This window comes from Arsukibacterium sp. UBA5043, assembly GCA_002415085.1.
In the GTDB taxonomy this organism is placed as follows: Bacteria; Pseudomonadota; Gammaproteobacteria; order Enterobacterales; family Alteromonadaceae; genus Alishewanella.
In genome coordinates, this window is record DIBV01000013.1 from 874 (window position 1) to 23,018 (window position 22,145).

The window sequence follows — 22,145 nt, forward strand, 5'->3', positions numbered from 1 at the left end:
TCAAAATTGGATTGCCGTTGACAACTATCCAGTTTGGGGCCTGGGAAATACACCTTACTCATGGCAGTGCTAAAGTTACTGAACTCACATATCAACCGAACAGGTTTAAACTAAGTAAGGAAGCACAACACGTATATGCCAGTTTGGACGAATCTATTCTGAAGGTTGTTCGTGAAGTCGTCGAAAAAAGGCCGAAAATTATTCGGTACTTACCCACTTATAAAACGCTAGCTATTTAAAACCTCGAATCATTTTCACAAGGTATACCGTCCCTATCACCATCCATCTTGGTATCCGGGCAGTTTCGCAAGAAAAACTCAGCTTCGGCGCGGGAAGTCATCTGGCTACAATGCTGGCGGCCATCACAGCGGATACTCTGTTTAGCGGCAACTTCACGGGCTTTTTGGATGGGCACAGTGTAGTCAGGTAGCACCCGTGTTGCGGGCTCAGCAATTGGCTTAAGCGTGCTTTGTTTTTGATAGTAATTCCAGGCACCGAAGGCAATCAGCGCTATTAGTAGCAGTTTTTTCAAAGGCGGGCTTCCCTGTGATTCAATCCTTTGTCGCTCTCAGGCGACTTGCAGGTTCTAACTTAGTTTATAAAACAGGGAACGGCAATGACTTTATGATGGAATAGGCAAACTCTTGCTCTGCCGAATTTGTTGTAGAGAATAACGCGCGACTTCTTTTGACATTGCTTAGCGAGCCTTACTTTTTAATTATAATTATCACTCTTTTGGGCTATCAAACGGCGGTTTTAGCAACTCAGCAAGGGGTATATTTACATTATCAGTGACTTCTTCCTGCCGATAAAGTTTCACCAGCTTGGCTAGTTCCAGCTCAAACATATATGAGCTTTCTTCATAATCGTCGGCATCGACAGTGGCCGATTGCGACAAAAAGTCATTATGTTTTATTGCCGTTTGCAGCGCCTGAATGCAGACCGAGAGAGTCCTGACATCAACCTGTGGCATAAGATTTCCCTTTTACTTTAATGCCTGCATTTTGCGCCAGTTTATCTAAAGCAGCAACAAAGTCGTCTTTTGGCATGTCGAAATTAGGCGATATCGAATAATGCCAGCATTTCTTTCTAACTGATAAATGAACGTTGTTAGTGGAATAGATTTTAAGAGCTAAGTTATTTGTAGCAAATTGCTAAATACAGTGGCGGCGCTGACTCCTTTTGCTATGGTTATGTTTACCTTACATCTGATTTGGACACCGCACTATTATGTCGTCGCAGTATTCCGCCCAAATTGATCAACTTCACAAAACTATTTATAACCCTGATATCAGTGAAGACGAAGCTCGTCAGCATGTACTAAGGTGCTGCCTTGACGGTCTTAATATTCAGCAGGTTGGTTTGTGGCAATATACCGATGATGATTTACTGCGCTGTGAATTATTGCTGGATAAAAATGGTGGTTTCAGTCAGGAGGCCCTGCTGCTTGATCGCTGGAGTTTCCCGGGCTACTTTGCTGCGCTGGATAAAAGGCGGGTCATCAAGGCCAGCGATGCCATGCATGATCCGGCAACTAAAGATTTAACCGAATTATTTCTAAAACCGCTTAATGTTAAATCATTACTCGACGTTCCCATTTATCAGGGGGATAAACTTACTGGCATTATTTGCTGCGAGCAAACAGTCACAATAAAACGCTGGACAGAGGAGGACGTCGCCTTCGTTTTAGCGGTAGCTGATATTTACCGTTCACGCTTTAGTTAAGGCATTTTGCCGCGTTGCACTGGCGCGGCGGCTAAAGCCTTGGCACACTGAGTTTTATCAGCTATCCCTTATAATCTGAAAGGACTTGCCATGCGTCTGCTTGTTAGCACCCTACTGCTGGTTATCAGCACCACTTGTTTGCCTGTATCTGCCAATGACACCGAACGTACGCCCTCTGCCCCTGAGCGCAAGCAAGCGGAAGGTGACGGCCCCTATAAACGATTAATTTTACGTGGTGGCAACCTGATTAGCGGTGAAGGCGCACCGGCGATTGGCCCGGTGGATATTGTGATTGAAAACGATCGGATAACTCAGGTTAGTGTTGTTGGCTATCCCGATGTACCGGTGCTGGACGGTGGCAGGCCTAAAGCCGGCCCAAGCGACACTGAAATGGATGTCAGCGGCATGTATATTCTGCCTGGCTTTGTTGATATGCATGGCCATATTGGTGGCTCGGCCAACGGTATTCCGGCTGAGTATGTATTTAAACTCTGGCTGGCGCATGGCATTACCACCGTGCGGGAACCCGGCAGTTTTAATGGCCTGGCCTGGACCTTAAAGCACGTTAAAGCCTCGGCTGAGAACCGGATAGTAGCACCGCGAATAGTGCCTTACGTTGGTTTTGGCCAGGGCTTAGCCCAGGCGGTATTTAACCCTGAGCAAGCCCGTAAATGGGTGCGCGATATTAAAAAAGCTGGTGCAGCCGGTATTAAGTTTTTTGGTGCCACCCCCGGCATAATTGCCGCTGCACTGGATGAAGCAAACAAACAGCAGCTGGGCACAATGATGCACCATGCCCAACTGAATGTGGCCCGCACCAATGTGCTGGATAGCGCCCGGATGGGCTTAGGCTCTATGGAGCATTGGTATGGCTTACCGGAAGCGCTGTTTAGCGGCCAGACTATTCAGAATTATCCGGCTGATTATAATTACCAGAACGAACAAGACCGTTTTAGTGCTGCCGGTGAGTTGTGGCGTCAGGCCGCAAAACCTGGCTCTGACAAGTGGAATGCGGTACGTGATGAGCTGATAGCGCTCGATTTTACTATTAACCCTACGCTTACTATTTATGAAGCAAGCCGGGACGCTGCTGCCCAGCGCAATGCTGAGTGGCACCAGGATTATACCCTGCCAACCCTGACCAAATTTTTTACCCCCAGCCGCTATGCCCATGGCTCTTACTGGTTTGACTGGACAACAGACAATGAAATTGCCTGGCGGGACAATTACCGGATCTGGATGCAGTTTTTAAATGACTATAAAAACCAGGGTGGCCGGATCACCGTGGGCTCGGATGCCGGTTATATCTATAAAATTTATGGCTTTGCCTTCGTTCAGGAGCTGGAGCTGCTGCGCGAAGCCGGCTTTAATGCGCTGGAAGTCATTCAGGCTGCCACCCTTAATGGCGCCATTGCCCTGGGGCTGGAGCAGGATATTGGTAGCGTGGTACCGGGTAAAAAGGCTGATCTGGTTATCGTTGCTGAAAACCCCCTGGCGAATTTTAAGGTACTGTATGGCACCGGCCACTACCGGCTGAATGCCGACAATCAGGCCATCCGTACCCAGGGCGTGCGCTACACCATTAAAGACGGCATAGTGTACGATGCCCAGCAGCTACTGGCTGATGTCAGAGCCTTAGTTGAGCAGGCAAAACAACAGTAGCGCACCCTGTAACATAGTATTGCTGCTGCATGGCGTTTGTATGCTAGGATAAACAGAAAACAGGAGTGATGCTGTTGCAAGTAGCTCTGAACAAGGCCAGTGCCCGGCAGGCTGAAAAAATTGACGCCAGGCGCCGGCGTTATATTTTATCTTTTGTCAGTTATATTACTTCGTTGGTGATGTTTATTTATGGGTTTAAAAACCTGGGCAATGAACAATTGCTGCTACCCGTTATTCTGTTTGGCACCGGCGCAACCTTTCTTATTAATATCAGTTATTTCCGCTGGTCAGGCAATTTAAACCTGGCCTGTAACATTGAAGCCGTTCTGGTTGGATTTTTTGTCCTAAGCCTGGTTTACCAGGGTGGCTTTAATAATACGGCGCTGTACTGGGTGTTCCCTTTCCCTGCTATTTTATTTGGTTTACTTGGGGTAAAAAAAGCCCTGTTCAGCAACGCCTTACTGCTTATTATATTAGGGGTTATGCTGTTTGTTCCGCAGATGGTTATCGCCGATTATAAAGAAGCCGAAGCAAGCCGCTTTATCGCGTCGTTACTTATCGTAATTATCGTCTGCTGGATTAATGACCATTACCGCGAACGCAGCCATGAAGCCATGGACTTACTGCAGCAAAGTAAAGAAGTACAGGCCAATACCGATCCACTTACCTTACTGCTAAACCGCCGATTTATTGATTCGTCGCTGAACATTAGTTTACAGCAGCAAGCTGATGCGTTTCTGCCAATGGCGGTAATTATTTTTGATATTGACCATTTCAAACAATTAAATGATCAGCATGGTCATGCCGCCGGCGATGCGGTGCTGCGTCATCTTGCCGATTTATTTCGTGCTAATTTACGCCAACAGGATATTGCCTGTCGGATAGGTGGCGAGGAATTTTTATTTTTCCTGCCCAAAACCAACACTGATGACGCCATGCGGGTGGCAGAAAAAATTCGCCAGGCATTACTGGACAATCCGTTGCAACTTGGCGAGCTGGCATTACCGGTCAGCGCTAGCTTCGGGGTCGCGGGGTGTACCGATAGTGCCAGTCTTGCGGCTGCCATTGAGCATGCCGATAAGCAGCTATATCTGGCCAAACACAGTGGCCGTAATCTGGTTTGCTAGCCTGCCGTGATTTTTGCTACGGCCAGCTCCAGCCTTTTCAGCTCACGCAACGTCGAGCTGCGGTTGGTTTCCATCCAGATCCACAGTTTAGTCGCGACCTGGGCCTGAAATACTAACAACAATGACACGCCCCAGAATAACTGTTGCTCCGGTGCCACAGTAAAGAAATGATAGCCACAATAAAAAATTGCTACTGCCAGCACCGTTGCCAGTATGTAGGCAATTATCATAATACCGCCAAGTCCCCCCTTAAAACCAGAAGCTAATACCTTCTCCAGCCCCTGCTCTTCGCGCATTAACTTATCCAGTTCTGCGGCCTGTCTGGCCAGTTGTTGCTTGATGTCGTGATCGGTTGTCATTGCCTGTTCCTTGTTGGTTTTTAAAACAAAATTCAAAGTGTTATTGCAGCTGCTGATACAACTGTTGCCGTGCCCGATGTAAGCGTGACTTAACGGTACCTAGCGGTATGTCGACGATTAACGCTATCTGGCTAAGCTCTAACTCATGCAGATAATGCAGCTGCAATACCAGCCGTTCCTCGGCTGCCAGTAATGCTAGCGCTTTGCTTAAATCACCGATGTCGTCAGTATGATGCAGGCTGTTAGCTGGGCTTACCTGGGCTGCTAAAGCCTCACTATCGATTGTCTGCTGTTTACAATTTACTGCTTGCTTCTGATAATCCAGCACTTCCCAGCGCACCGCCCGGTATAACCAACTGGTAAATACCGCTGGGTCATTCAGGCGGGCTATCCGCCGGCTGACTTTTAACCAGACGTTCTGCACCAGATCTTCAGCTACCGTCGGGTTTGCCAGTAAATAGGCGGCGAAGCGGCGCAAGTCACGGTGATAATGCTGGTACAACAAGCCAAAAGCGCGTTTATCGCCGTCTTGCATTGCCAGCACCAGTAAATCAAGTTGCGCCTGCTGCATTTTCACCCTTAATGTTGGTTTACCGTTAAAAGACGACGCTAAGTAATACCTGGTTCACGCTAACACGTTTTTTATTTTTTAATTCCGCTTAGCTAACTTCCTTCAGGGTCTGTGTTTAAATTTCAGCTTACTAGCGCGTAAAAAATTTAGGTTAAAACTTGCCAAATTAAATTACAGGTGTAATCTTATTTAAATTACGATTGTAATCGAAGGTGATTTTATGACAATTGATATTAGTAATACAGAACTGGAAGTAATGCAGGTGATCTGGGGAAAAGATCCTTGCACTGCCTCAGATGTTATACAACGCTTGCAGCAACATAAAGATTGGCATGAAAAAACGGTTAAGACCTTGTTAAACCGATTGGTAGCCAAAGGTGCACTTTCGTTCCAGAAGCAAGGCAGGTCTTATTTATATAGCACGTCCATCGATCAACAACTTTATCAGCAACAAGCCAGCGGCAATTTTGTGCAGCGGTTATTTTCAGGCCGGGTTGCTCCGTTAGTCGCAAGCTTTGCCCGCAAAAATGAGCTTAGTGCAGCAGATTTAGCTGAGTTAAAACAGCTGGTAGCGGAGCTTGAGCAGCAGCAGGAGGATAAATCATGATGTTATGGCTTTGGCAAAGCTGCCTGTCGCTGACAGTGGTCTGTAGTTTACTATTGCTGTGTCATCCATTTTTATTAAGATATTTTGGCGCCCGGAGTTGTTACCTGCTATGGCTGGCAATGCCTGGCACCCTATTCCTGCCTTTACTCCCTGAAGTTAATATTAGCAGCGGCCTTAACTTTGCTGTTGTTGATACCATGCTGGTCACTGCTGGCAAGGTACAACAACTGGATAGTAGTTCTGCTCTGTCTGGTTTAACCTGGCTCTGGCTGACAGGCGTAGTAATGATGGCTAGCTGGTACTTACTATGTTCAGTGCAGCTAAAGCGGCAACTCAGTAGTTGTCGCAAGCTGACTCACGGCAAACTTAACTATTGCTTCAGTGATAAGCAACATGGCCCTGCCATTACCGGGCTGCTCAAGCCGATATTAATTTTGCCCGCAGACTTTCGGCAGCGATTTAGCCGGCAGCAACGACGTTTAATCCTGCAGCATGAGTTACGGCATTGGCAGCGGGGCGATTTACACGCCAACTTGCTGTCCTTCGGTCTACTCAGCCTGTTCTGGTTTCATCCATTGGTCTGGCTGGCTTACCGCCGCTACCGTGCCGACCAGGAACTCGCCTGCGATGCAGATGTATTAGAAAAACAACCCGTGTCAATGCATTTTTGCTATGCCAATGCGCTGTTGGCCGCAATGCAGTCTGTTCCTTTACCACCAGCGAGTTTCCAACCTCTTTGTCATCACTACGGAGCAAAAAAAACTATGAAAGAACGTTTGTTACAACTCAATCAACAGCATGGTGCCAGTAAAGCGCCCTTGCTGTTCTTACTTGCAAGCTTGGGTATTGCTGCTATGTTTTGGCAGCAGCCAGTGCAGGCCGACAACATTGATAAAGTTGTTAAAACAGCCCCGAAACCTGTGGTACGTATTGAGCCCAGGTATCCAGTTAAAGCCGCTGAAAACCGTATCGAGGGTTTAGTGCAATTAAAGTTTAATGTTGAAGCCGACGGCTCTACCAGTAACATAGTTGTCGTTCATGCACAGCCTGAAGGAGTGTTTGAGCAAGAGGCAATCAAAGCACTGCAACGTTGGCGTTATGCGCCTGTGGCTGACTCCACAGCCAATAAGGGCATACATGTACAGCTAAACTTTGCGCTGAATTATGATTCTGAAGCTGATATGGAGCAACTTCAAGTTAAACCGAAACACTCAAAGTAGTCCTTACCCTTCGAAAGAGATTATCACGGTTAGCAGGTTGTTCGTTTTCTATTTTTCCTATCAAAAAGCCAGCGGTTAAGCTGGCTTTATTTATGTCAGACACTGAAAACAGTGTTACTGCAATACAGAAATATCGGCTACCTGTAGAAACAATTCCCGCAGTTGTTTTAACAACGCCAGGCGGTTAAAGCGCACGGCGTTATCATCGGCATTCACCATTACCTGGTCAAAAAAGCTGTCGATCACACCACGCATACCGGCTAGATGGGCCAGGCTGTCACTATAGTTATGGCCCTCGCCCTGATAAGCTTGTTCAGCATTAATTGCCTGATGAAGCGCTATCTCCGCTGGCTCTTGCAGTAAGTTAGTACTCACTTGCTCTGGTATGTCATCCGATACTTTTGCCAGGATATTGGCTACCCGCTTATTGGCGGCCGCTAAAGCTGCTGCGGCATCCAGTTTACTGAATTCAGCAACCGCACTTACCCGCTTGTCAAAGTCACTCGGGCTGGTGGGTCGGCGCGCCAATACCGCCTGAATAACATCAACGGAGTAACCTTCGTCCTGATACCAGGCACGAAAGCGCCCCAGCATAAAGTCCAGTACCTCATCAGCAACCTTGATATTCGTTAACTTATTGCCAAAGGTTTGCTGGCTAAAGGCAATAATCTCAACCAGATCCAGAGGCAGTTGTTTCTCAACCATAATCCGCAGCGCACCAATGGCTGCCCGGCGCAGCGCAAAGGGGTCTTTATCGCCTTTTGGTATCTGGCCAATGCCGAAAATGCCCACTAAGGTATCCAGCTTATCGGCAATCGCGACCGCAGCACCTTCTAAGCGGCTTGGTAACTGATCACCGGCAAAGCGTGGCATATATTGCTCGTTCAAAGCCAGAGCAACAGCTTCGTCTTCACCATCCAGCCTGGCATAGTGCATACCCATAATGCCCTGCACTTCCGGAAATTCACCGACCATGTTACTCATTAAGTCAGTCTTAGATAATAAACCTGCCCGCTTGGCGGCAGCCTGGTCGGCGCCAATCTTTACAGCAATAGAACCAGCAACAGAACTTATTCGCTCTGACTTTTCCGCCAGTGTGCCCAGCTGCTGCTGAAACAATACGGTCTTCAGACTGTCCAGCCGCTCAATAAGCTTGGTTTTACGGTCGGTTTTAAAGAAAAACTCAGCATCGGCCAACCGCGGTCGTACTACTTTTTCGTTGCCACTGATAATTTGCTGCGGATCTTTGCTTTCGATATTAGTGACGAAGATAAACTTATTAATTAACTTGCCTTGCTTATCCAGCAACGGAAAGTATTTCTGGTTATCTTTCATTGTCGAAATTAACGGCTCAGCTGGCACCTGCAAAAAGCTTTGTTCAAAACTGCCAACTAATATCACCGGCCATTCCACCAACGAGGCTACTTCTTCGAGCAAAGCATCATCCATTTGGGCCGTGGCATTTAAGCTATCTGCTGTTGCTTTGACCTGTTGGGCGATAGTGGCTTTGCGCTGATGATAATCGGCTACCACATAAGCTTGTTGTAAAATTGGCAAATAGGCATCGGCATTGGCAATTTCAACCAGTGCCGGCGCATGGAAGCGATGACCATAGCTTTTATTACTGCTGCTGCGGCCTAAAATAGTGGCTGGCACTACCTCGCTGCCATAGAGCATCACAATAGTATGCACCGGCCGGATAAACTCTGCATCTGAATTACCCCAGCGCATTGGCCGGGCAATCGGTAGCTTGGCCAGCGCCACTTTGATAACATCGGCTAATAGCGCAACCGTTTGCTGGCCCTTTTGCAATTGTTTATGCAGCAGCCAGGCACCTTTATCGGTTTCCAGGCGCTCCGCTTGCTCAACACTAATGCCACAACCTGCCGCCCAGCCAGCGGCGGCTTTGGTTGGCTTGCCATCAGCGTCAAAAGCGGCAGCAATGGACGGGCCGCGCTTCTCAACAACTTTGTCGCTCTGACTTGCTGCCAGGCCATTAACCCGCACGGCTAAGCGCCGCGGTGCGGCATACCAGACGATGTCGCCGTGGTTTAGCTCTTGTTTGGCCAGCTCTGCGCCAATATTATCGGCAAAGGCGGTAGCAAGTATTTTTAAGGCCTTTGGTGGCAGCTCTTCGGTACCAATTTCTACCAGAAAATCCTGTGCGCTCATTTTGCCTCCTGCTGTGATGGCTGGTCTTTTTTACATAGCGGAAAGCCTAGTTTTTCACGGCTGGCAAAATAGGCTTCGGCACAGGCTTTAGCCAAAGTACGAACTCGCAGAATATAACGCTGACGTTCAGTTACTGAGATGGCATGCCGCGCGTCGAGCATATTAAACGCGTGTGAAGCTTTCATTACTTTCTCATAGGCTGGTAACGCTAAGCCTTGTTCAATCAGGTAATGACTTTCTTTTTCACACTGGTCAAACTGGGCGAATAATGCTGGCACGTCGGCATGTTCAAAGTTATAGGTAGATTGTTCTACTTCGTTCTGATGGAACACATCACCATAGGTTACCCGGCCTAACGGCCCGTCGGTCCACACCAGGTCATAAATAGAATCAACGCCCTGGATATACATCGCCAGACGTTCTAAACCATAGGTAATTTCACCAGTTACCGGTCGGCACTCCAAACCACCTACCTGCTGGAAATAAGTGAACTGAGTGACTTCCATGCCGTTTAACCATACTTCCCAGCCCAAACCCCAGGCACCCAACGTTGGAGATTCCCAATTGTCTTCTACAAAGCGGATATCGTGCACCAGAGTGTCGATGCCCAGTTCACGCAACGAACCTAAGTACAGTTCCTGAATATTGTCTGGCGACGGCTTTAAAATCACCTGAAACTGATAATAATGCTGCAAGCGGTTCGGATTCTCACCATAACGGCCATCGGTAGGCCGACGACACGGCTGCACATAGGCCACATTAGTTGGTTCTGGCCCTAATGAGCGTAAAAAGGTCATTGGGTGAAAAGTACCGGCCCCCACTTCTAAATCCAGTGGCTGCACCAGAACGCAGCCCTGGCGCGCCCAGTAATCCTGCAGGGCTAAAATCAGGCCCTGAAAGGTTTTAATATCGTATTTATGCATGCGCTGCTAACTCGCTAAAATGACTGAGGGGCCGTAGCCCCTGTCTTGTTATCTGGTAAAAAAACTATACGTCTAAGTTGGCAACGTACAGCGCGTTCTCTTCAATAAAGGCACGTCGCGGTTCAACATGGTCACCCATTAAGGTAGCAAACAGCTGGTCGGCACCTACCGCATCCTCGATAGTAACCTGCAGCATCCGCCGGTTTTGCGGGTCCATGGTGGTTTCCCACAGTTGATCCGGGTTCATCTCGCCCAATCCTTTATAACGCTGAATGTACAGGCCGCGCTTTGATTCCGCCATTAACCAATCTAACGCTTCAACAAAGGTTTCAACCGGTTTAACTTTCTCACCGCGACGAATATAACCACCTTCTTCTATCAACTCACGAATTTCATCACCCAGAGCAACAATATTCTGATAGTCACGCGAGGTAATAAAATCGTAGTGCAGTGCATATTCGTTATCGATACCGTGCTGCCGAATAATGATTTTAGGCTGGAACAAATGGCGTTCCCGATCTTCAATCACGTCATACTTATAGCTGGAGCCGTCACCTTCTTTCTCGTCCAGACGTTTGGCCAGAGTTTTTACCCAGGCTTCAACCACGGTCTTATCTTTAACATTATCCGGGCTCAGTCCTGTTACATAAATAAGCTCATTTAACAGGTTGTAAGGTATTTTCCGGCTTAAGCGGTTAATAATGGCGGTAACTTTGTGATACAAGCGCACCAGTTTTTCCAGGTGCTCGCCACCGATACCTGGTGCGTCAGCGTTTACATGTAAGGTTGCTTCATCCAGCGCCAGAGTAGTTAAGTGCTCAACTAACGAGGGTTCATCTTTAATGTATTGCTCTTGCTTGCCTTTTTTCACTTTAAACAATGGTGGCTGGGCAATATAAATATAACCACGCTCAATTAACTCAGGCATTTGGCGGTAGAAAAAAGTCAGTAATAAGGTGCGGATGTGCGAGCCGTCGACGTCGGCATCGGTCATTAGTACGATACTGTGGTAACGGGTTTTATCCGGATTATATTCTTCCCGGCCAATGCCACAACCAAGGGCAGTGATCAGCGTGCCGACTTCTTGCGACGACAGCATTTTGTCAAAGCGGGCTTTTTCTACGTTCAGAATTTTACCCTTCAGTGGCAATATCGCCTGATTTTTGCGATTACGCCCCTGCTTGGCAGAGCCGCCCGCAGAGTCACCCTCTACGATGTAAAGTTCAGAAAAAGCCGGGTCTTTTTCCTGACAATCTGCCAGTTTACCGGGTAAGCCTGCGATATCTAAGGCACCTTTGCGGCGGGTCATTTCCCGCGCTTTACGCGCTGCATCACGGGCGCGGGCTGCATCGACAATTTTGCCAACAATAATCTTGGCATCGCCCGGGTTTTCTAACAGGTATTCGTTTAGCTTCTCGCCCATTACACCTTCAACGGCAGAGCGTACTTCACTTGATACCAGCTTATCTTTAGTTTGCGAGCTGAATTTTGGATCTGGCACTTTAACGCTGACTACTGCAGTTAAGCCTTCGCGAGCGTCATCACCCGAGGCTTGTACCTTCATTTTCTTGGCATAACCTTCATGCTCAATATAGTTATTCAGTACACGCGTCAGTGCACCACGAAAACCAGCTAAGTGAGCGCCGCCATCCCGCTGGGGAATATTATTAGTAAAACAAAATACGTTTTCCTGATAACTGTCGTTCCACTGCATGGCTACTTCTACAGAAATGCCATCTTCACGTTGATCAGAAAAATAAAACGCTTTAGGGTGGACACTGGTTTTGCTACGGTTTAAGTACTGCACAAATGCTTCAATACCACCTTCATATTTAAAGTGGTCTTTTTTATCATTCCGCTCATCAGTCAGAATAATGCTGACCCCAGAGTTCAGGAATGACAGTTCACGCAACCGTTTTGCCAGAATATCGTAGTGATAGTCGATATCACTGAATACTGTTGGGCTTGGCCAGAATCGGATTGCGGTGCCGGTATCTTCGGTTTCGCCAATTACTGCCAGCGGTGCCTGCGGCACACCTAAATGATAAATCTGGTTATGGACCTGGCCTTTACGACGGATAGTCAGCTCTAATTTGTCGGACAACGCATTAACCACGGAAATACCCACACCGTGTAATCCGCCTGACACTTTATAAGAGTTTTCATCAAATTTACCGCCAGCATGCAACACCGTCATAATAACTTCGGCAGCCGACACACCCTCTTCGTGCATTTCGGTTGGCACACCACGACCATTATCGCGAACTGACACAGAACCATCGCTATGAATCGTTACCCAGATATCAGTGCAGTAGCCGGCAAGCGTTTCATCGATTGAGTTGTCGACTACCTCGAATACCATATGATGCAAACCAGTTCCGTCGTCGGTGTCACCGATATACATGCCTGGTCTTTTACGAACGGCATCCAGCCCTTTTAATACTTTAATACTTGAGGAATCGTAATTATGTTGTTCGGCCATCTTCGTCTGTCCGTGCTGTTATCTGACCGTGTTCCACGTGAAACATCTTGCTACGCTCGGTAGCAATATAAGGTGAAACCTGATCAGCATTAATTGCAGTAATAAATACCTGTGAATTAATCTGGGTTAAATACTCAAAAACAAGTTGGGTAGAACTGGCATCCAGTTCAGACGCCAAATCATCAATAAGTAACAATGGCTGCTTATGGCCACTATTACTGATTACATTGTTCTGGGCGATTTTAAGTGCAAATAATAACACTTTTAGTTGGCCACGGGATAATACTTCTTCCACTGGCAACTGGGCTTTTTTTAACTTTAAATCCGCTTTTTGTGGCCCATACTGGCTGAACCCTTGCCTGCTATCTTGTTCAAAATTATGCTGCAGCAAATTCAGTAAAGCCTGCTCACTATCAATCCGTTCTGGCCAGCCGCATTGTAGCTGCATACTAACATTAGCTAGCAGCGGATTAGCTGCAATTAACTGACTATAGGCCTCGCTCAACTGATCTATATACTGTTGGCGCTGACTGTTTAGCTGCCAGGCAAGGCTAGCAAACTGCTGATCCCAATATGCAAATTCGTCATCGTAGCGCCGACGCTGTTTTAATAACGCATTCCGTTGCTTTAGTACTCTACTGAACTGCAGCCATACCGGGAAAAAACCAGGTTCCACGTGGAACACACCCATATCGAAAAATTGCCGCCGCTCTTTCGGTCCGCCAAAAAACAATTTGAAACTATCAGGGGTTAGCAATTGAACCGGCAACAAACTGGCAAATTCGGCCAGACGCTGCACGTTAGCACCATTAAGACGCAGCAGCAATTCAGCAGATCGGTTACGCTGCAACCCCAAGCTGTATCCCTGCTGATTATTGCTGACTTTAGCATGTAAGGTAAAATGCTCTGCATCATCTTTAATTAACCGCTGATGGGCGCGGCTACGAAATGAACGGCCATGAGCCAGATAATAAATAGCTTCCAGCAAACTGGTTTTGCCGCTGCCATTTTCACCATAAATAAGATTAAATTCCGGGTGGGCGGTAAAAGCCAGTGTCGCGATATTGCGAAACTGGCTAAGTTGTAACGACAGCAACGCCATTACTTATAATCGCATTGGCATAACAACGTAGCTGGCGCCTTCATTGCCAACGCCCTCAATAAGGGTGCTGGAGTTAGCATCGTTCAAATGCAAGATGACCAAATCGGTATTCAGGGTATTTAATACATCCAGCATATAGCCAACGTTAAACCCAATTTCCAACGGGTCGCCTTGGTACTCTACCTCGATAACTTCTTCTGCCTGCTCATGCTCAGGGTTATTTGCCATGATTTGCAGCTCATCATTACTTAGCGTAAAGCGCACGCCACGATACTTCTCATTTGACAAAATAGAGGCACGGGTACAGGCATCTTTAATCACCGGCCGATGGGCAGTAACTAATTTCGTGCTGTTGCGTGGTAATACACGGCGATAGTCCGGGAAACGACCATCAATCAATTTACTACTGAAGGTAAACCCCTGATCGGATAACCTTATATGATTCTGTCCAAGACTTAACTGGATTATCTGATCATCGTTCGCCAATAAACGCATAATTTCAAGTACGCCTTTGCGTGGAATGATAATCTGTTTTTGCTGTAAATTTACCCCCGGCAACGCCAGCTTACTTAATGCCAACCGGTGCCCATCAGTTCCAACCGCGGTCAGGCTGCCATTATCGACCTCAAACAACAAACCATTTAAATAATACCGCACATCCTGGTTAGCCATTGAAAAAGCCGTATCGTCCAGTAATTTCCGTAATTGCTGGCGGCTGATACTAATATCCACCTCTCCCTGCCAGCTCTCAAGGTTAGGGTATTCAGAAGCGCTAAGGGTAGATAACGTAAACTTTGTCTTTCCACAGGTTAAGATGCAGCTCTCAGCCTGCATTACCACCTTAATATCACTGTTCTCGGGCAAACTACGACAAATATCCAGCAGCTTCTTAGCAGGCACCGTGACCCGGCCAACTTGTTGCACCTGCACGGCATCGGTAGTGGCGACTAATTCAACCTCTAAATCGGTGCCGGTAAGTGCCAGTTGTTGCTCAGTTACTTCCAGCAACACATTGGATAAAATAGGTAAGGTGTGACGCCGCTCGATAGCACCCGATACCATTTGCAGTGGTTTGAGTAAGGCGTCTCTGTTAATAACAAATTGCATAGCTTAACCCTAATTAGGATGACCCTGGTGTTATAACCGGCTATGAAGACAACGTGCGAATGAGGTTTTGAAAATCCTCTTTAATTTCGTGAGTTTCTTCTTTTAAAGATTCAATTTTGCGACAGGCATGTAATACCGTTGTATGATCGCGGCCACCAAACGCATCGCCAATTTCCGGCAAGCTGTGGTTGGTTAATTCTTTTGATAACGCCATCGCCATTTGTCGCGGCCGCGCTACCGAGCGCGAACGCCGTTTAGATAATAAATCGGCGACCCGGATTTTATAATACTCTGCTACCGTTTTCTGGATGTTTTCAATGGTAACCAGTTTATCCTGCAACGCGAGTAAATCACGCAGCGCTTCCCGCACAAAATCTATGGTGATGGGTCTGCCGGTGAAATTAGCGTTAGCAATAACCCGGTTTAATGCCCCTTCAAGTTCCCGTACATTTGAGCGAAGGCGCTTAGCGACGAAAAAGGCGACTTCTTCTGGCAAACGAATTTGGTTTTCCTGGGCCTTGCGCATCAGAATTGCCACCCGGGTTTCCAACTCTGGCGGTTCAATAGCAATCGTCAGGCCCCAGCCAAACCGGGATTTTAAGCGGTCTTCGACACCGTCAATCTCTTTAGGGTAACGGTCGCTGGTTAAAATAATTTGCTGGTTGCCTTCAAGCAGTGCATTAAAAGTATGAAAAAACTCTTCCTGTGAGCGTTCTTTGTTAGCAAAAAACTGAATATCATCGATTAACAGGGCGTCCACCGACCGATAATAGCGCTTAAACTCTTCTATAGCATTGTTTTGTAAAGCTTTAACCATGTCCTGCACAAAGCGCTCTGAGTGCATATAAATTACTTTGGCATCAGGTTTTTTTGCCAGGATACCGTTACCAACCGCGTGTAATAAGTGCGTTTTACCCAGGCCGGTACCGCCATAAATAAATAACGGGTTATAAGCCGTTCCGGGGTTATCCGCAACCTGACTGGCAGCGGCGCGTGCTAGTTGGTTAGATTTACCTTCAACGAAGTTAGTAAAAGTATAATTTGCTCTGACATTGCTACGCACTATGCTTTTGGGTGCAGGCTCAGCGGCTTCACGTGGGGCTGGTGCAACATTGGTGGTGCCGGGTTCCGGTTGCGGTAAATGACTATTGCCCGGTGGACGTTTTGTTTGTTGTTGACTGTTACCAACATCAAACTTAAGTCGCGGTGCATCATCACCACAATAGTCCTGGATCAATTCAAGGATCCGGTTTAAATATTTCTCACGTACCCAATCCAATACAAAGCGGTTTGGCGCATACAAGATCAGAGAATCAGAAGAGCTGTCGGCTTGTAATGGCCGGATCCACATACTGAAATGTTGGGCTGGCAGTTCGGATTGCAAAGCCTGTAAACAATTTTGCCAAACAGATTGATACACCGTCTCTCCTGAAGCCCTGATTAAAAAAATAAGTTAGGCTGGTGTCCCTACGCAAGTCGGCCATTATCCTATGATCTTATCCACAACTTCAACGTTGACTTTTCAAAAAAAACTCAACCAAGGCAACAAATAACACAACTAACTGTTTTTATTGAATTTAAAAGCCTTATTCTATTTAATAATACCGATCAGAATCGGCTGCTGTTTATGGCTTAAAAAATAAGTAACTCACATTTTATTCAGCAAGATCAGTGTAGCTGTGGAAAACTTATTAAGTTGGCGATATAAACAACGATCAGATCAGAATAAAAGCGAGGATCGCATTGACTTTAGGCCCTGAAGTACTTAAAATTCGCGCTCATTTTTGTCAGCTGCGTTTTGGTGTATTTGCTAAAACACAGGTAATCTTAGTAAATATTTCGACCGGACGGATGAAATTATGAGTAAAAGAACGTTTCAACCAAGCGTATTAAAACGCAAGCGCAACCACGGTTTCCGTGCTCGTATGGCCACTAAAAATGGCCGTCAGGTTTTAGCGCGTCGTCGTGCTAAGGGCCGTCAGCGTTTATCAGCGTAATCGGCTGTTAAGCGCTGCGTGGTCAGCCTGAACTTCGGCCGGGAGTTACGCCTGTTAACTCCCAGTCAATTCGACAATGTATTCCAACACCCATTTCGGGTTGCTTCTCCCCTGTTTACCATTCTTGCAAAACCAAATCAGCTTACACATCCGCGATTAGGCCTTACTATCGCTAAAAAACGTGTTAAATTGGCCGTGCAACGCAATCGTATTAAACGTTGTGTGCGTGACAGCTTTCGTTTGCATCAACACCAGTTGCCCGGCGTCGATCTGGTATTAATGGTAAAGGGTGATATCAGTAACACCCCGAATAGTGAACTGTTGAAACAACTGGAACGGCTATGGAGCAAAATCGCTCGCCAGTACATCGCTTTACAATCAAGCTGATGTTAATACTGGTAAGAGGTTATCAGCTGGTGTTAAGCCCGCTGCTAGGGCCGAGTTGCCGCTTCAACCCAACCTGTTCACACTATGCCATTACTGCTATTGAACGCTTTGGTGCGGTAAAAGGTGCTTGGTTAGCAGGCAAACGCATATTAAAATGTCACCCCTTACATAAGGGCGGTGATGATCCCGTTCCTGATAAGCATAATGAGAAAAGCTAACCCATGGATTCACAACGCAGTTTTTTAGTAATTGCCCTGGCAATCGTCAGTTTTTTCCTCTGGCAGGAATGGCAAAAAGATTATGGCCCAAAACCAATAGCCGCGCCAACATCAGTTGAGCAGTCGCAGAATATAACGCCTGGCAGCAGTACCGACAGTAATGGTGATATCCGGCTAACCGGTGATGATGCACCAAGTCAGGTAACCGCAGTTGCGACACCTACAGCTCAGCAAGTTACGGTGGCGACAGACGTATTAAATGTTGCCATTGATACCAGTCGCGGTGACATCATTGGTGTTACTTTACCTGAGTACGATTTAACCAAAAACAGCGATGAACCCTATGTATTAATGCGCAAATTGCCTGGCTTTGAGTATACCGCCCAATCAGGCTTGATCGGTGCAGACGGCCCGGATGACCAAACCAATACCCGTCAGCCTTATCAGTTTGCTAAACAGCAGTATCAACTCTCTGAAGGCAGTGATGAGCTGGTGGTACCGTTGGTGACTAACTTTAATGGCCTGCAAATTGAAAAGCGTTTTATTTTCAGTCGTGGCCAATATGATGTCCGGGTAGAATATTCTATTCAAAACCAAAGCGACGTCAGCAAAAGCATTCAACCTTATCAGCACCTGGTGCAAAATATTGATAACGGTGAAAGCAGCAGCATGATGATGCCAATTTACCGCGGTGCAGCGTACGGCACCAGCGAAGATCGGTACGAGAAGTATAAGTTTGACGATATGGCCAAAAAGAACCTGGCCATTAATACCACTGGTGGCTGGGTAGCGATGCTGGAACACTACTTTGTGGCAGCCTGGGTACCTGATCAACAACAGCAAAACCGGCTGTACAGTATGATATCCGGTAGTAAAGGCGTTATTGGTAGCCGCAGCGATGTGATAGAGCTACAGCCAGGTGAGAGTACTGTGGTTGGCAGCACCTTTTATGCCGGTCCGAAACAACAGGATAAATTGGCAGAACTGGCAGACGGCCTGGACTTAACGGTCGATTACGGTTTCCTGTTTTTTATTTCCCAACCACTGTTCTGGTTACTGACCACCATCCAAAGCTTCGTAATCAATTGGGGCCTGGCCATCATTCTGATCACCATCATGGTGAAAGGCGTAATGTACCCGCTGACCAAAATTCAGTATGAATCGATGGCTAAGATGCGCAACTTAAAGCCAAAAATTGAAGAGCTACAGGCCCGCTATAAAGACGACCGCCAGAAAATGGGCCCGGCAATGATGGAGCTGTATCGCAAAGAAAAAGTAAACCCTATGGGTGGCTGCTTACCGATGCTGGTACAAATGCCAATATTCTTAGCCTTATACTGGGTATTCGTCGAAAGCGTTGAGCTGCGCCACGCACCCTTTATGCTGTGGATAACGGATTTATCAACTAAAGATCCTTATTACATTTTGCCGGTGTTGTTCGGTTTAAGTATGTTTGCCATGCAAAAACTGACGCCGATGCAGGTTACCGACCCGCTGCAGCAGAAAATTATGATGTGGATGCCGGTCGCGTTCTCAGTGTTCTTTATCTGGTTCCCAAGCGGTCTGGTGCTGTACTGGCTGGTCAGTAACCTGATTTCACTGGCGCAGATGCTGTATATCTACAAAGGTATGGAAAAGAAAGGCTTACATACTAAGAAGGCATGACACCAATACCGCAAGGTGTGAGCTGAGTGTTCCTGCGCAGCAGCAGCAGAGAAGCCGCGCAGGCTGAGACAGCATCGTTGTTTCAAACAAGAAGCGACGTGCTGTCGAAGGCGGCGAAGCAGGAATTTCCCAGCTCATACCCTGAGCAATATCAATAGCCTGTCAGCATAATGCGACAGGCTTTTTCCATTAAGAGAGCAACTATGTTTACTACTGACACTATCGCCGCTTTAGCCACTGCCCCCGGCCGGGCCGGTGTTGGTATTATTCGTATTTCCGGCCCGGATAGTAAAGCGGTCGCGCAGGCCATCCTGCATAAGCTGCCTAAGCCACGCCATGCCGACTATCTGCCCTTTTTTGATAGCGAAGCCAAGGTACTGGATCAGGGCATCGCCCTGTACTTCCCCGGCCCTAATTCCTTTACCGGCGAAGACGTATTAGAACTGCAGGGCCATGGCGGCCCAGTGTTGCTTGATATGTTATTAAAACAGGTATTGGCCCAGCCAAACGTGCGCATCGCCCGCCCCGGCGAATTCTCCGAGCGCGCTTTTTTAAACGACAAGCTCGACTTAGCCCAGGCTGAAGCCATAGCCGATTTAATTGACGCCAGTAGCGTGCAGGCCGCGCGCTGTGCCATCCAATCACTGCAGGGCGAATTCTCACGTCGCATTCATGAACTGGTCGAAAAAGTTATCTATTTGCGAATGTACGTCGAAGCCGCAATAGACTTCCCGGATGAAGAAATCGACTTTCTATCCGATGGCAAAGTCGCTACTGACTTAGCGGCGATAATTGACTATCTTGCTACTGTAACCAAGCAGGCCGCGCAAGGCAGCATATTGCGTGAAGGCATGAAAGTGGTAATCGCCGGCCGGCCCAATGCCGGTAAATCCAGTTTGTTAAATGCCCTGGCCGGTCGCGAAGCCGCCATTGTTACCGAGATCGCCGGCACCACCCGCGATGTGCTGCGCGAGCATATTCATATTGACGGCATGCCGCTGCATATTATCGACACCGCCGGCCTGCGCGAAGCGACCGATCAGGTAGAACAAATCGGCATCGAGCGCGCCTGGCAGGAAATTGAACAGGCCGATAGAATACTGTTTATGGTCGATGGCACTACCACAGACGCCACCGATCCGCGCGCTATCTGGCCAGACTTTATTGACCGCCTACCCGCGAGCTTAGGCGTTACCGTTATTCGCAATAAAGCCGATATAACCGGCGAGATGCTCAGCGCAGAGTCGACACCGGATACCAGCAGCACCACGCCTGTATACCGGCTATCAGCGAAAACCGGCGCCGGTATCGATGCCCTGCGCGAGCATTTAAAGCAGTGCATAGGCTTTGACGCCAGTACCGAAGGCAGCTTTCTGGCCCGCCGCCGCCACCTCGACGCACTGGAGCGTGCCGCCGAGCATTTGGCTATAGGCCAAGAGCAACTGCACAGTTATATCGCCGGCGAAATTCTGGCTGAAGAGCTACGACTGACTCAGCAGCACTTAAATGAAATTACCGGCGAGTTTAGTAGTGATGATTTATTAGGGCGGATCTTTAGCTCGTTCTGCATAGGTAAATAGTTATTGACGGGTATCAAGTTGCTGCGCGGTGCGATCGGTTACGATTAGTACCGTAAGCAGCAGCGCGCCAAGGCCGACAAAACCAGCCGCTAAATAGAGACCTAAGGTGTAGTGGCCACTTACTTCGGCCAAACCCCCTGTAATAGCAGGCGAGACAACCTGAGCACTGCCGTAAGCTAACGTCATTTTACCCATCAGTTTCGCTGGTTTACTGGGATATAAGCGCCCGGCCATCGTTAGCACCAAACTGACCACGCCAACAAAAGTCGCACCAAACAAAGCAGCACTGAATAACACCGCACTAAGCGAGCTAAGCCAAAGCGGCAATAAGATAGCCAAAAATTGCACCAGTAGTGCCAGGGTTATCGCTTTCAGGTAGCCGGTTTTACGGGCGATAAAATCCCATAGCAGCACCGCCGGCGCAGCTGCCAAGCCCAGCACAATAAAACTGACGTTACCACTGCCTGCTAACCCCGGCATGCGCTCAACAATAGTCACGATAAAAGTAGCACTTATTACATAGCCGTAGCCGGCACAAAAATAGCTTGCCAGCATCAGCTGCATAAAGCGTTTTGATGGTGGCGAATCGCTAGGTACTGATTTTAGCGGGCTACTGGCCAATTCAGGGCGGGGCAACCAACGCCAGGCTGGAATGGCTAGTAACACAGCCAGCAAGGCAAAGTATTGCCACTGAGCGCGCCAGTTAAACCCGAACTGCAGCATCAGTTCCACCAATAGCGCAGACAGGGCAATACCCAAACCCAGACCAGCGAAGTGAATACCCAACTCAGCCCGTTGTTTATAACTAAGTAACCAATGCATAATCAGGCCGGAAGCAATCAGCATTGATCCCGCGCTGCTCAGCCCTGCCACAAAGCGCCAGCATGCCCACAGGTAAATGTTTTGAGTTAAAGCCATACCCAAAGTACTCATAATCGCTAACAGCAAGCCAAGCCGGTACAGAGTATCTTTTAACTGAAGGTTATTCAGATTGGCTGCCAGCAGTGCACCGGCCATATAACCTAAATAGTTTGTGGCCGCCAGATAGCCGCCGGTGGCATCGTCCAGCTGGGTTTGTTGCTGCATAATGGGCAATAACGGCGTGTAGGCAAAGCGCGCTACCCCGAGGCAAAGCAACTGACTGAACAAGCCGGCCAAAAGCACGTAAAAGCGTTGTGATGTCGGTAACAGAATAACCTATCCGTTGCTTGTAACCTGAACCAGATGCTTAGCTTAGCCCG

At 47.7% G+C, this 22,145-nt stretch carries 22 protein-coding genes; 11 read left to right on the plus strand and 11 right to left on the minus strand.

From position 1 onward, the window contains the following. Positions 1-239, plus strand: a 239-nt coding sequence (locus tag B2Q61_RS11500; RefSeq protein WP_290622123.1) for a hypothetical protein, incomplete at its 5' end; no start/stop codon positions are given. Here the strand turns inward: B2Q61_RS11500 and B2Q61_RS11505 are convergent. Further along, entirely contained in the window at positions 236-532 is a 297-nt protein-coding gene (locus B2Q61_RS11505) for an excalibur calcium-binding domain-containing protein (protein ID WP_290620861.1), read from the minus strand. The genes B2Q61_RS11500 and B2Q61_RS11505 overlap by 4 nt on opposite strands. Positions 533-727: 195 nt before the next feature. Then, complete coding sequence (locus tag B2Q61_RS11510) at positions 728-973, minus strand: hypothetical protein (protein WP_290620859.1); 246 nt, start codon at positions 971-973, stop codon at positions 728-730. A 257-nt stretch (positions 974-1,230) separates the two neighbouring features. Here B2Q61_RS11510 and B2Q61_RS11515 point away from each other — a divergent pair, with 257 nt between their 5' ends. The 3 genes from B2Q61_RS11515 (at position 1,231) to B2Q61_RS11525 (ending at position 4,514) form a co-directional block, all read left to right on the plus strand. After that, a complete protein-coding gene (locus B2Q61_RS11515; protein ID WP_290620856.1) occupies positions 1,231-1,725 on the plus strand; it encodes a GAF domain-containing protein in 495 nt (164 codons plus the stop codon). Positions 1,726-1,815: 90 nt separating this feature from the next. Further along, positions 1,816-3,387: an amidohydrolase family protein gene (locus B2Q61_RS11520; protein ID WP_290620854.1), complete on the plus strand. Its 1,572-nt coding sequence runs from the start codon at positions 1,816-1,818 to the stop codon at positions 3,385-3,387. Positions 3,388-3,461: 74 nt separating this feature from the next. Next, complete coding sequence (locus B2Q61_RS11525; RefSeq protein WP_290620853.1) at positions 3,462-4,514, plus strand: GGDEF domain-containing protein; 1,053 nt, start codon at positions 3,462-3,464, stop codon at positions 4,512-4,514. On the opposite strand, the gene B2Q61_RS11530 is transcribed toward B2Q61_RS11525, so the two are convergent. Continuing rightward, positions 4,511-4,873 (minus strand): DUF6768 family protein, encoded by a 363-nt coding sequence (locus B2Q61_RS11530; RefSeq protein WP_290620851.1) that lies wholly within the window; start codon positions 4,871-4,873, stop codon positions 4,511-4,513. The two genes, B2Q61_RS11525 and B2Q61_RS11530, sit on opposite strands and share 4 nt — an antisense overlap. Before the next feature lie 40 nt (positions 4,874-4,913). After that, positions 4,914-5,444, minus strand: a complete 531-nt coding sequence (locus tag B2Q61_RS11535; protein ID WP_290620849.1) for an RNA polymerase sigma factor — start codon at positions 5,442-5,444, stop codon at positions 4,914-4,916. Between the two features lie 220 nt (positions 5,445-5,664). On the opposite strand from B2Q61_RS11535, the gene B2Q61_RS11540 reads away from it, so the two are divergent. Both B2Q61_RS11540 and B2Q61_RS11545 read left to right on the plus strand, forming a co-directional pair. Then, positions 5,665-6,051 carry a BlaI/MecI/CopY family transcriptional regulator gene (locus B2Q61_RS11540; protein ID WP_290620847.1) on the plus strand — a complete coding sequence of 129 codons (387 nt, stop codon included), beginning with the start codon at positions 5,665-5,667 and terminating at the stop codon, positions 6,049-6,051. Beyond that, positions 6,048-7,271, plus strand: coding sequence for a TonB family protein (locus B2Q61_RS11545; RefSeq protein WP_290620845.1), 1,224 nt, complete (start codon positions 6,048-6,050; stop codon positions 7,269-7,271). Before B2Q61_RS11540 ends, B2Q61_RS11545 begins: the two co-directional genes overlap by 4 nt. Positions 7,272-7,385: 114 nt before the next feature. On the opposite strand, the gene glyS is transcribed toward B2Q61_RS11545, so the two are convergent. The 6 genes from glyS to dnaA all read right to left on the minus strand — a co-directional run bounded on the left by glyS (position 7,386) and on the right by dnaA (position 16,477). Then, positions 7,386-9,443 carry a glycine--tRNA ligase subunit beta gene (glyS, locus tag B2Q61_RS11550; RefSeq protein ID WP_290620843.1) on the minus strand — a complete coding sequence of 686 codons (2,058 nt, stop codon included), beginning with the start codon at positions 9,441-9,443 and terminating at the stop codon, positions 7,386-7,388. Beyond that, positions 9,440-10,366, minus strand: a complete 927-nt coding sequence (gene glyQ / locus B2Q61_RS11555; RefSeq protein ID WP_290620841.1) for a glycine--tRNA ligase subunit alpha — start codon at positions 10,364-10,366, stop codon at positions 9,440-9,442. Before glyQ ends, glyS begins: the two co-directional genes overlap by 4 nt. Positions 10,367-10,430: 64 nt before the next feature. Then, the gene (gyrB, locus tag B2Q61_RS11560; protein WP_290620839.1) at positions 10,431-12,848 is read right to left on the minus strand and encodes a DNA topoisomerase (ATP-hydrolyzing) subunit B; all 2,418 of its coding nucleotides are present in this window, start codon (positions 12,846-12,848) and stop codon (positions 10,431-10,433) included. Beyond that, positions 12,832-13,950 carry a DNA replication/repair protein RecF gene (gene recF, locus B2Q61_RS11565; protein WP_290620837.1) on the minus strand — a complete coding sequence of 373 codons (1,119 nt, stop codon included), beginning with the start codon at positions 13,948-13,950 and terminating at the stop codon, positions 12,832-12,834. Before recF ends, gyrB begins: the two co-directional genes overlap by 17 nt. Positions 13,951-13,953: 3 nt before the next feature. Continuing rightward, a complete protein-coding gene (gene dnaN, locus B2Q61_RS11570; RefSeq protein WP_290620835.1) occupies positions 13,954-15,057 on the minus strand; it encodes a DNA polymerase III subunit beta in 1,104 nt (367 codons plus the stop codon). Between the two features lie 40 nt (positions 15,058-15,097). Continuing rightward, entirely contained in the window at positions 15,098-16,477 is a 1,380-nt protein-coding gene (gene dnaA, locus B2Q61_RS11575; RefSeq protein ID WP_290620833.1) for a chromosomal replication initiator protein DnaA, read from the minus strand. A gap of 439 nt (positions 16,478-16,916) precedes the next feature. Here dnaA and rpmH point away from each other — a divergent pair, with 439 nt between their 5' ends. The 5 genes from rpmH (at position 16,917) to mnmE (ending at position 20,904) form a co-directional block, all read left to right on the plus strand. Continuing rightward, on the plus strand, positions 16,917-17,054 hold the full coding sequence (rpmH, locus tag B2Q61_RS11580) for a 50S ribosomal protein L34 (RefSeq protein ID WP_083923053.1): 138 nt from the start codon (positions 16,917-16,919) through the stop codon (positions 17,052-17,054). Between the two features lie 18 nt (positions 17,055-17,072). Next, the gene (rnpA, locus tag B2Q61_RS11585; RefSeq protein WP_290620831.1) at positions 17,073-17,441 is read left to right on the plus strand and encodes a ribonuclease P protein component; all 369 of its coding nucleotides are present in this window, start codon (positions 17,073-17,075) and stop codon (positions 17,439-17,441) included. After that, positions 17,441-17,659, plus strand: a complete 219-nt coding sequence (gene yidD / locus B2Q61_RS11590) for a membrane protein insertion efficiency factor YidD (protein WP_414631482.1) — start codon at positions 17,441-17,443, stop codon at positions 17,657-17,659. The genes rnpA and yidD overlap by 1 nt, the downstream gene beginning before the upstream one ends. A gap of 3 nt (positions 17,660-17,662) precedes the next feature. After that, positions 17,663-19,324: a membrane protein insertase YidC gene (gene yidC, locus B2Q61_RS11595; protein ID WP_290620827.1), complete on the plus strand. Its 1,662-nt coding sequence runs from the start codon at positions 17,663-17,665 to the stop codon at positions 19,322-19,324. Positions 19,325-19,527: 203 nt separating this feature from the next. Next, complete coding sequence (mnmE, locus tag B2Q61_RS11600) at positions 19,528-20,904, plus strand: tRNA uridine-5-carboxymethylaminomethyl(34) synthesis GTPase MnmE (protein WP_290620825.1); 1,377 nt, start codon at positions 19,528-19,530, stop codon at positions 20,902-20,904. Here mnmE and B2Q61_RS11605 read toward each other — a convergent pair whose 3' ends face one another. Then, a complete protein-coding gene (locus B2Q61_RS11605) occupies positions 20,905-22,068 on the minus strand; it encodes a YbfB/YjiJ family MFS transporter (protein WP_290620823.1) in 1,164 nt (387 codons plus the stop codon). Between the last annotated feature and the right edge of the window lie 77 nt (positions 22,069-22,145).

What these genes read in the sequence shown, in the direction of transcription:
- B2Q61_RS11510 (WP_290620859.1), bottom strand. Translation starts at nt 973, where the DNA reads ATGCCACAGGTTGATGTCAGGACTCTCTCGGTCTGCATTCAGGCGCTG.
- B2Q61_RS11515 (WP_290620856.1), top strand. Translation starts at nt 1,231, where the DNA reads ATGTCGTCGCAGTATTCCGCCCAAATTGATCAACTTCACAAAACTATT.
- B2Q61_RS11520 (WP_290620854.1), top strand. Translation starts at nt 1,816, where the DNA reads ATGCGTCTGCTTGTTAGCACCCTACTGCTGGTTATCAGCACCACTTGT.
- B2Q61_RS11530 (WP_290620851.1), bottom strand. Translation starts at nt 4,873, where the DNA reads ATGACAACCGATCACGACATCAAGCAACAACTGGCCAGACAGGCCGCA.
- B2Q61_RS11535 (WP_290620849.1), bottom strand. Translation starts at nt 5,444, where the DNA reads ATGCAGCAGGCGCAACTTGATTTACTGGTGCTGGCAATGCAAGACGGC.
- B2Q61_RS11540 (WP_290620847.1), top strand. Translation starts at nt 5,665, where the DNA reads ATGACAATTGATATTAGTAATACAGAACTGGAAGTAATGCAGGTGATC.
- B2Q61_RS11545 (WP_290620845.1), top strand. Translation starts at nt 6,048, where the DNA reads ATGATGTTATGGCTTTGGCAAAGCTGCCTGTCGCTGACAGTGGTCTGT.
- glyS (WP_290620843.1), bottom strand. Translation starts at nt 9,443, where the DNA reads ATGAGCGCACAGGATTTTCTGGTAGAAATTGGTACCGAAGAGCTGCCA.
- glyQ (WP_290620841.1), bottom strand. Translation starts at nt 10,366, where the DNA reads ATGCATAAATACGATATTAAAACCTTTCAGGGCCTGATTTTAGCCCTG.
- gyrB (WP_290620839.1), bottom strand. Translation starts at nt 12,848, where the DNA reads ATGGCCGAACAACATAATTACGATTCCTCAAGTATTAAAGTATTAAAA.
- recF (WP_290620837.1), bottom strand. Translation starts at nt 13,950, where the DNA reads ATGGCGTTGCTGTCGTTACAACTTAGCCAGTTTCGCAATATCGCGACA.
- dnaN (WP_290620835.1), bottom strand. Translation starts at nt 15,057, where the DNA reads ATGCAATTTGTTATTAACAGAGACGCCTTACTCAAACCACTGCAAATG.
- rpmH (WP_083923053.1), top strand. Translation starts at nt 16,917, where the DNA reads ATGAGTAAAAGAACGTTTCAACCAAGCGTATTAAAACGCAAGCGCAAC.
- yidD (WP_414631482.1), top strand. Translation starts at nt 17,441, where the DNA reads ATGTTAATACTGGTAAGAGGTTATCAGCTGGTGTTAAGCCCGCTGCTA.
- yidC (WP_290620827.1), top strand. Translation starts at nt 17,663, where the DNA reads ATGGATTCACAACGCAGTTTTTTAGTAATTGCCCTGGCAATCGTCAGT.
- mnmE (WP_290620825.1), top strand. Translation starts at nt 19,528, where the DNA reads ATGTTTACTACTGACACTATCGCCGCTTTAGCCACTGCCCCCGGCCGG.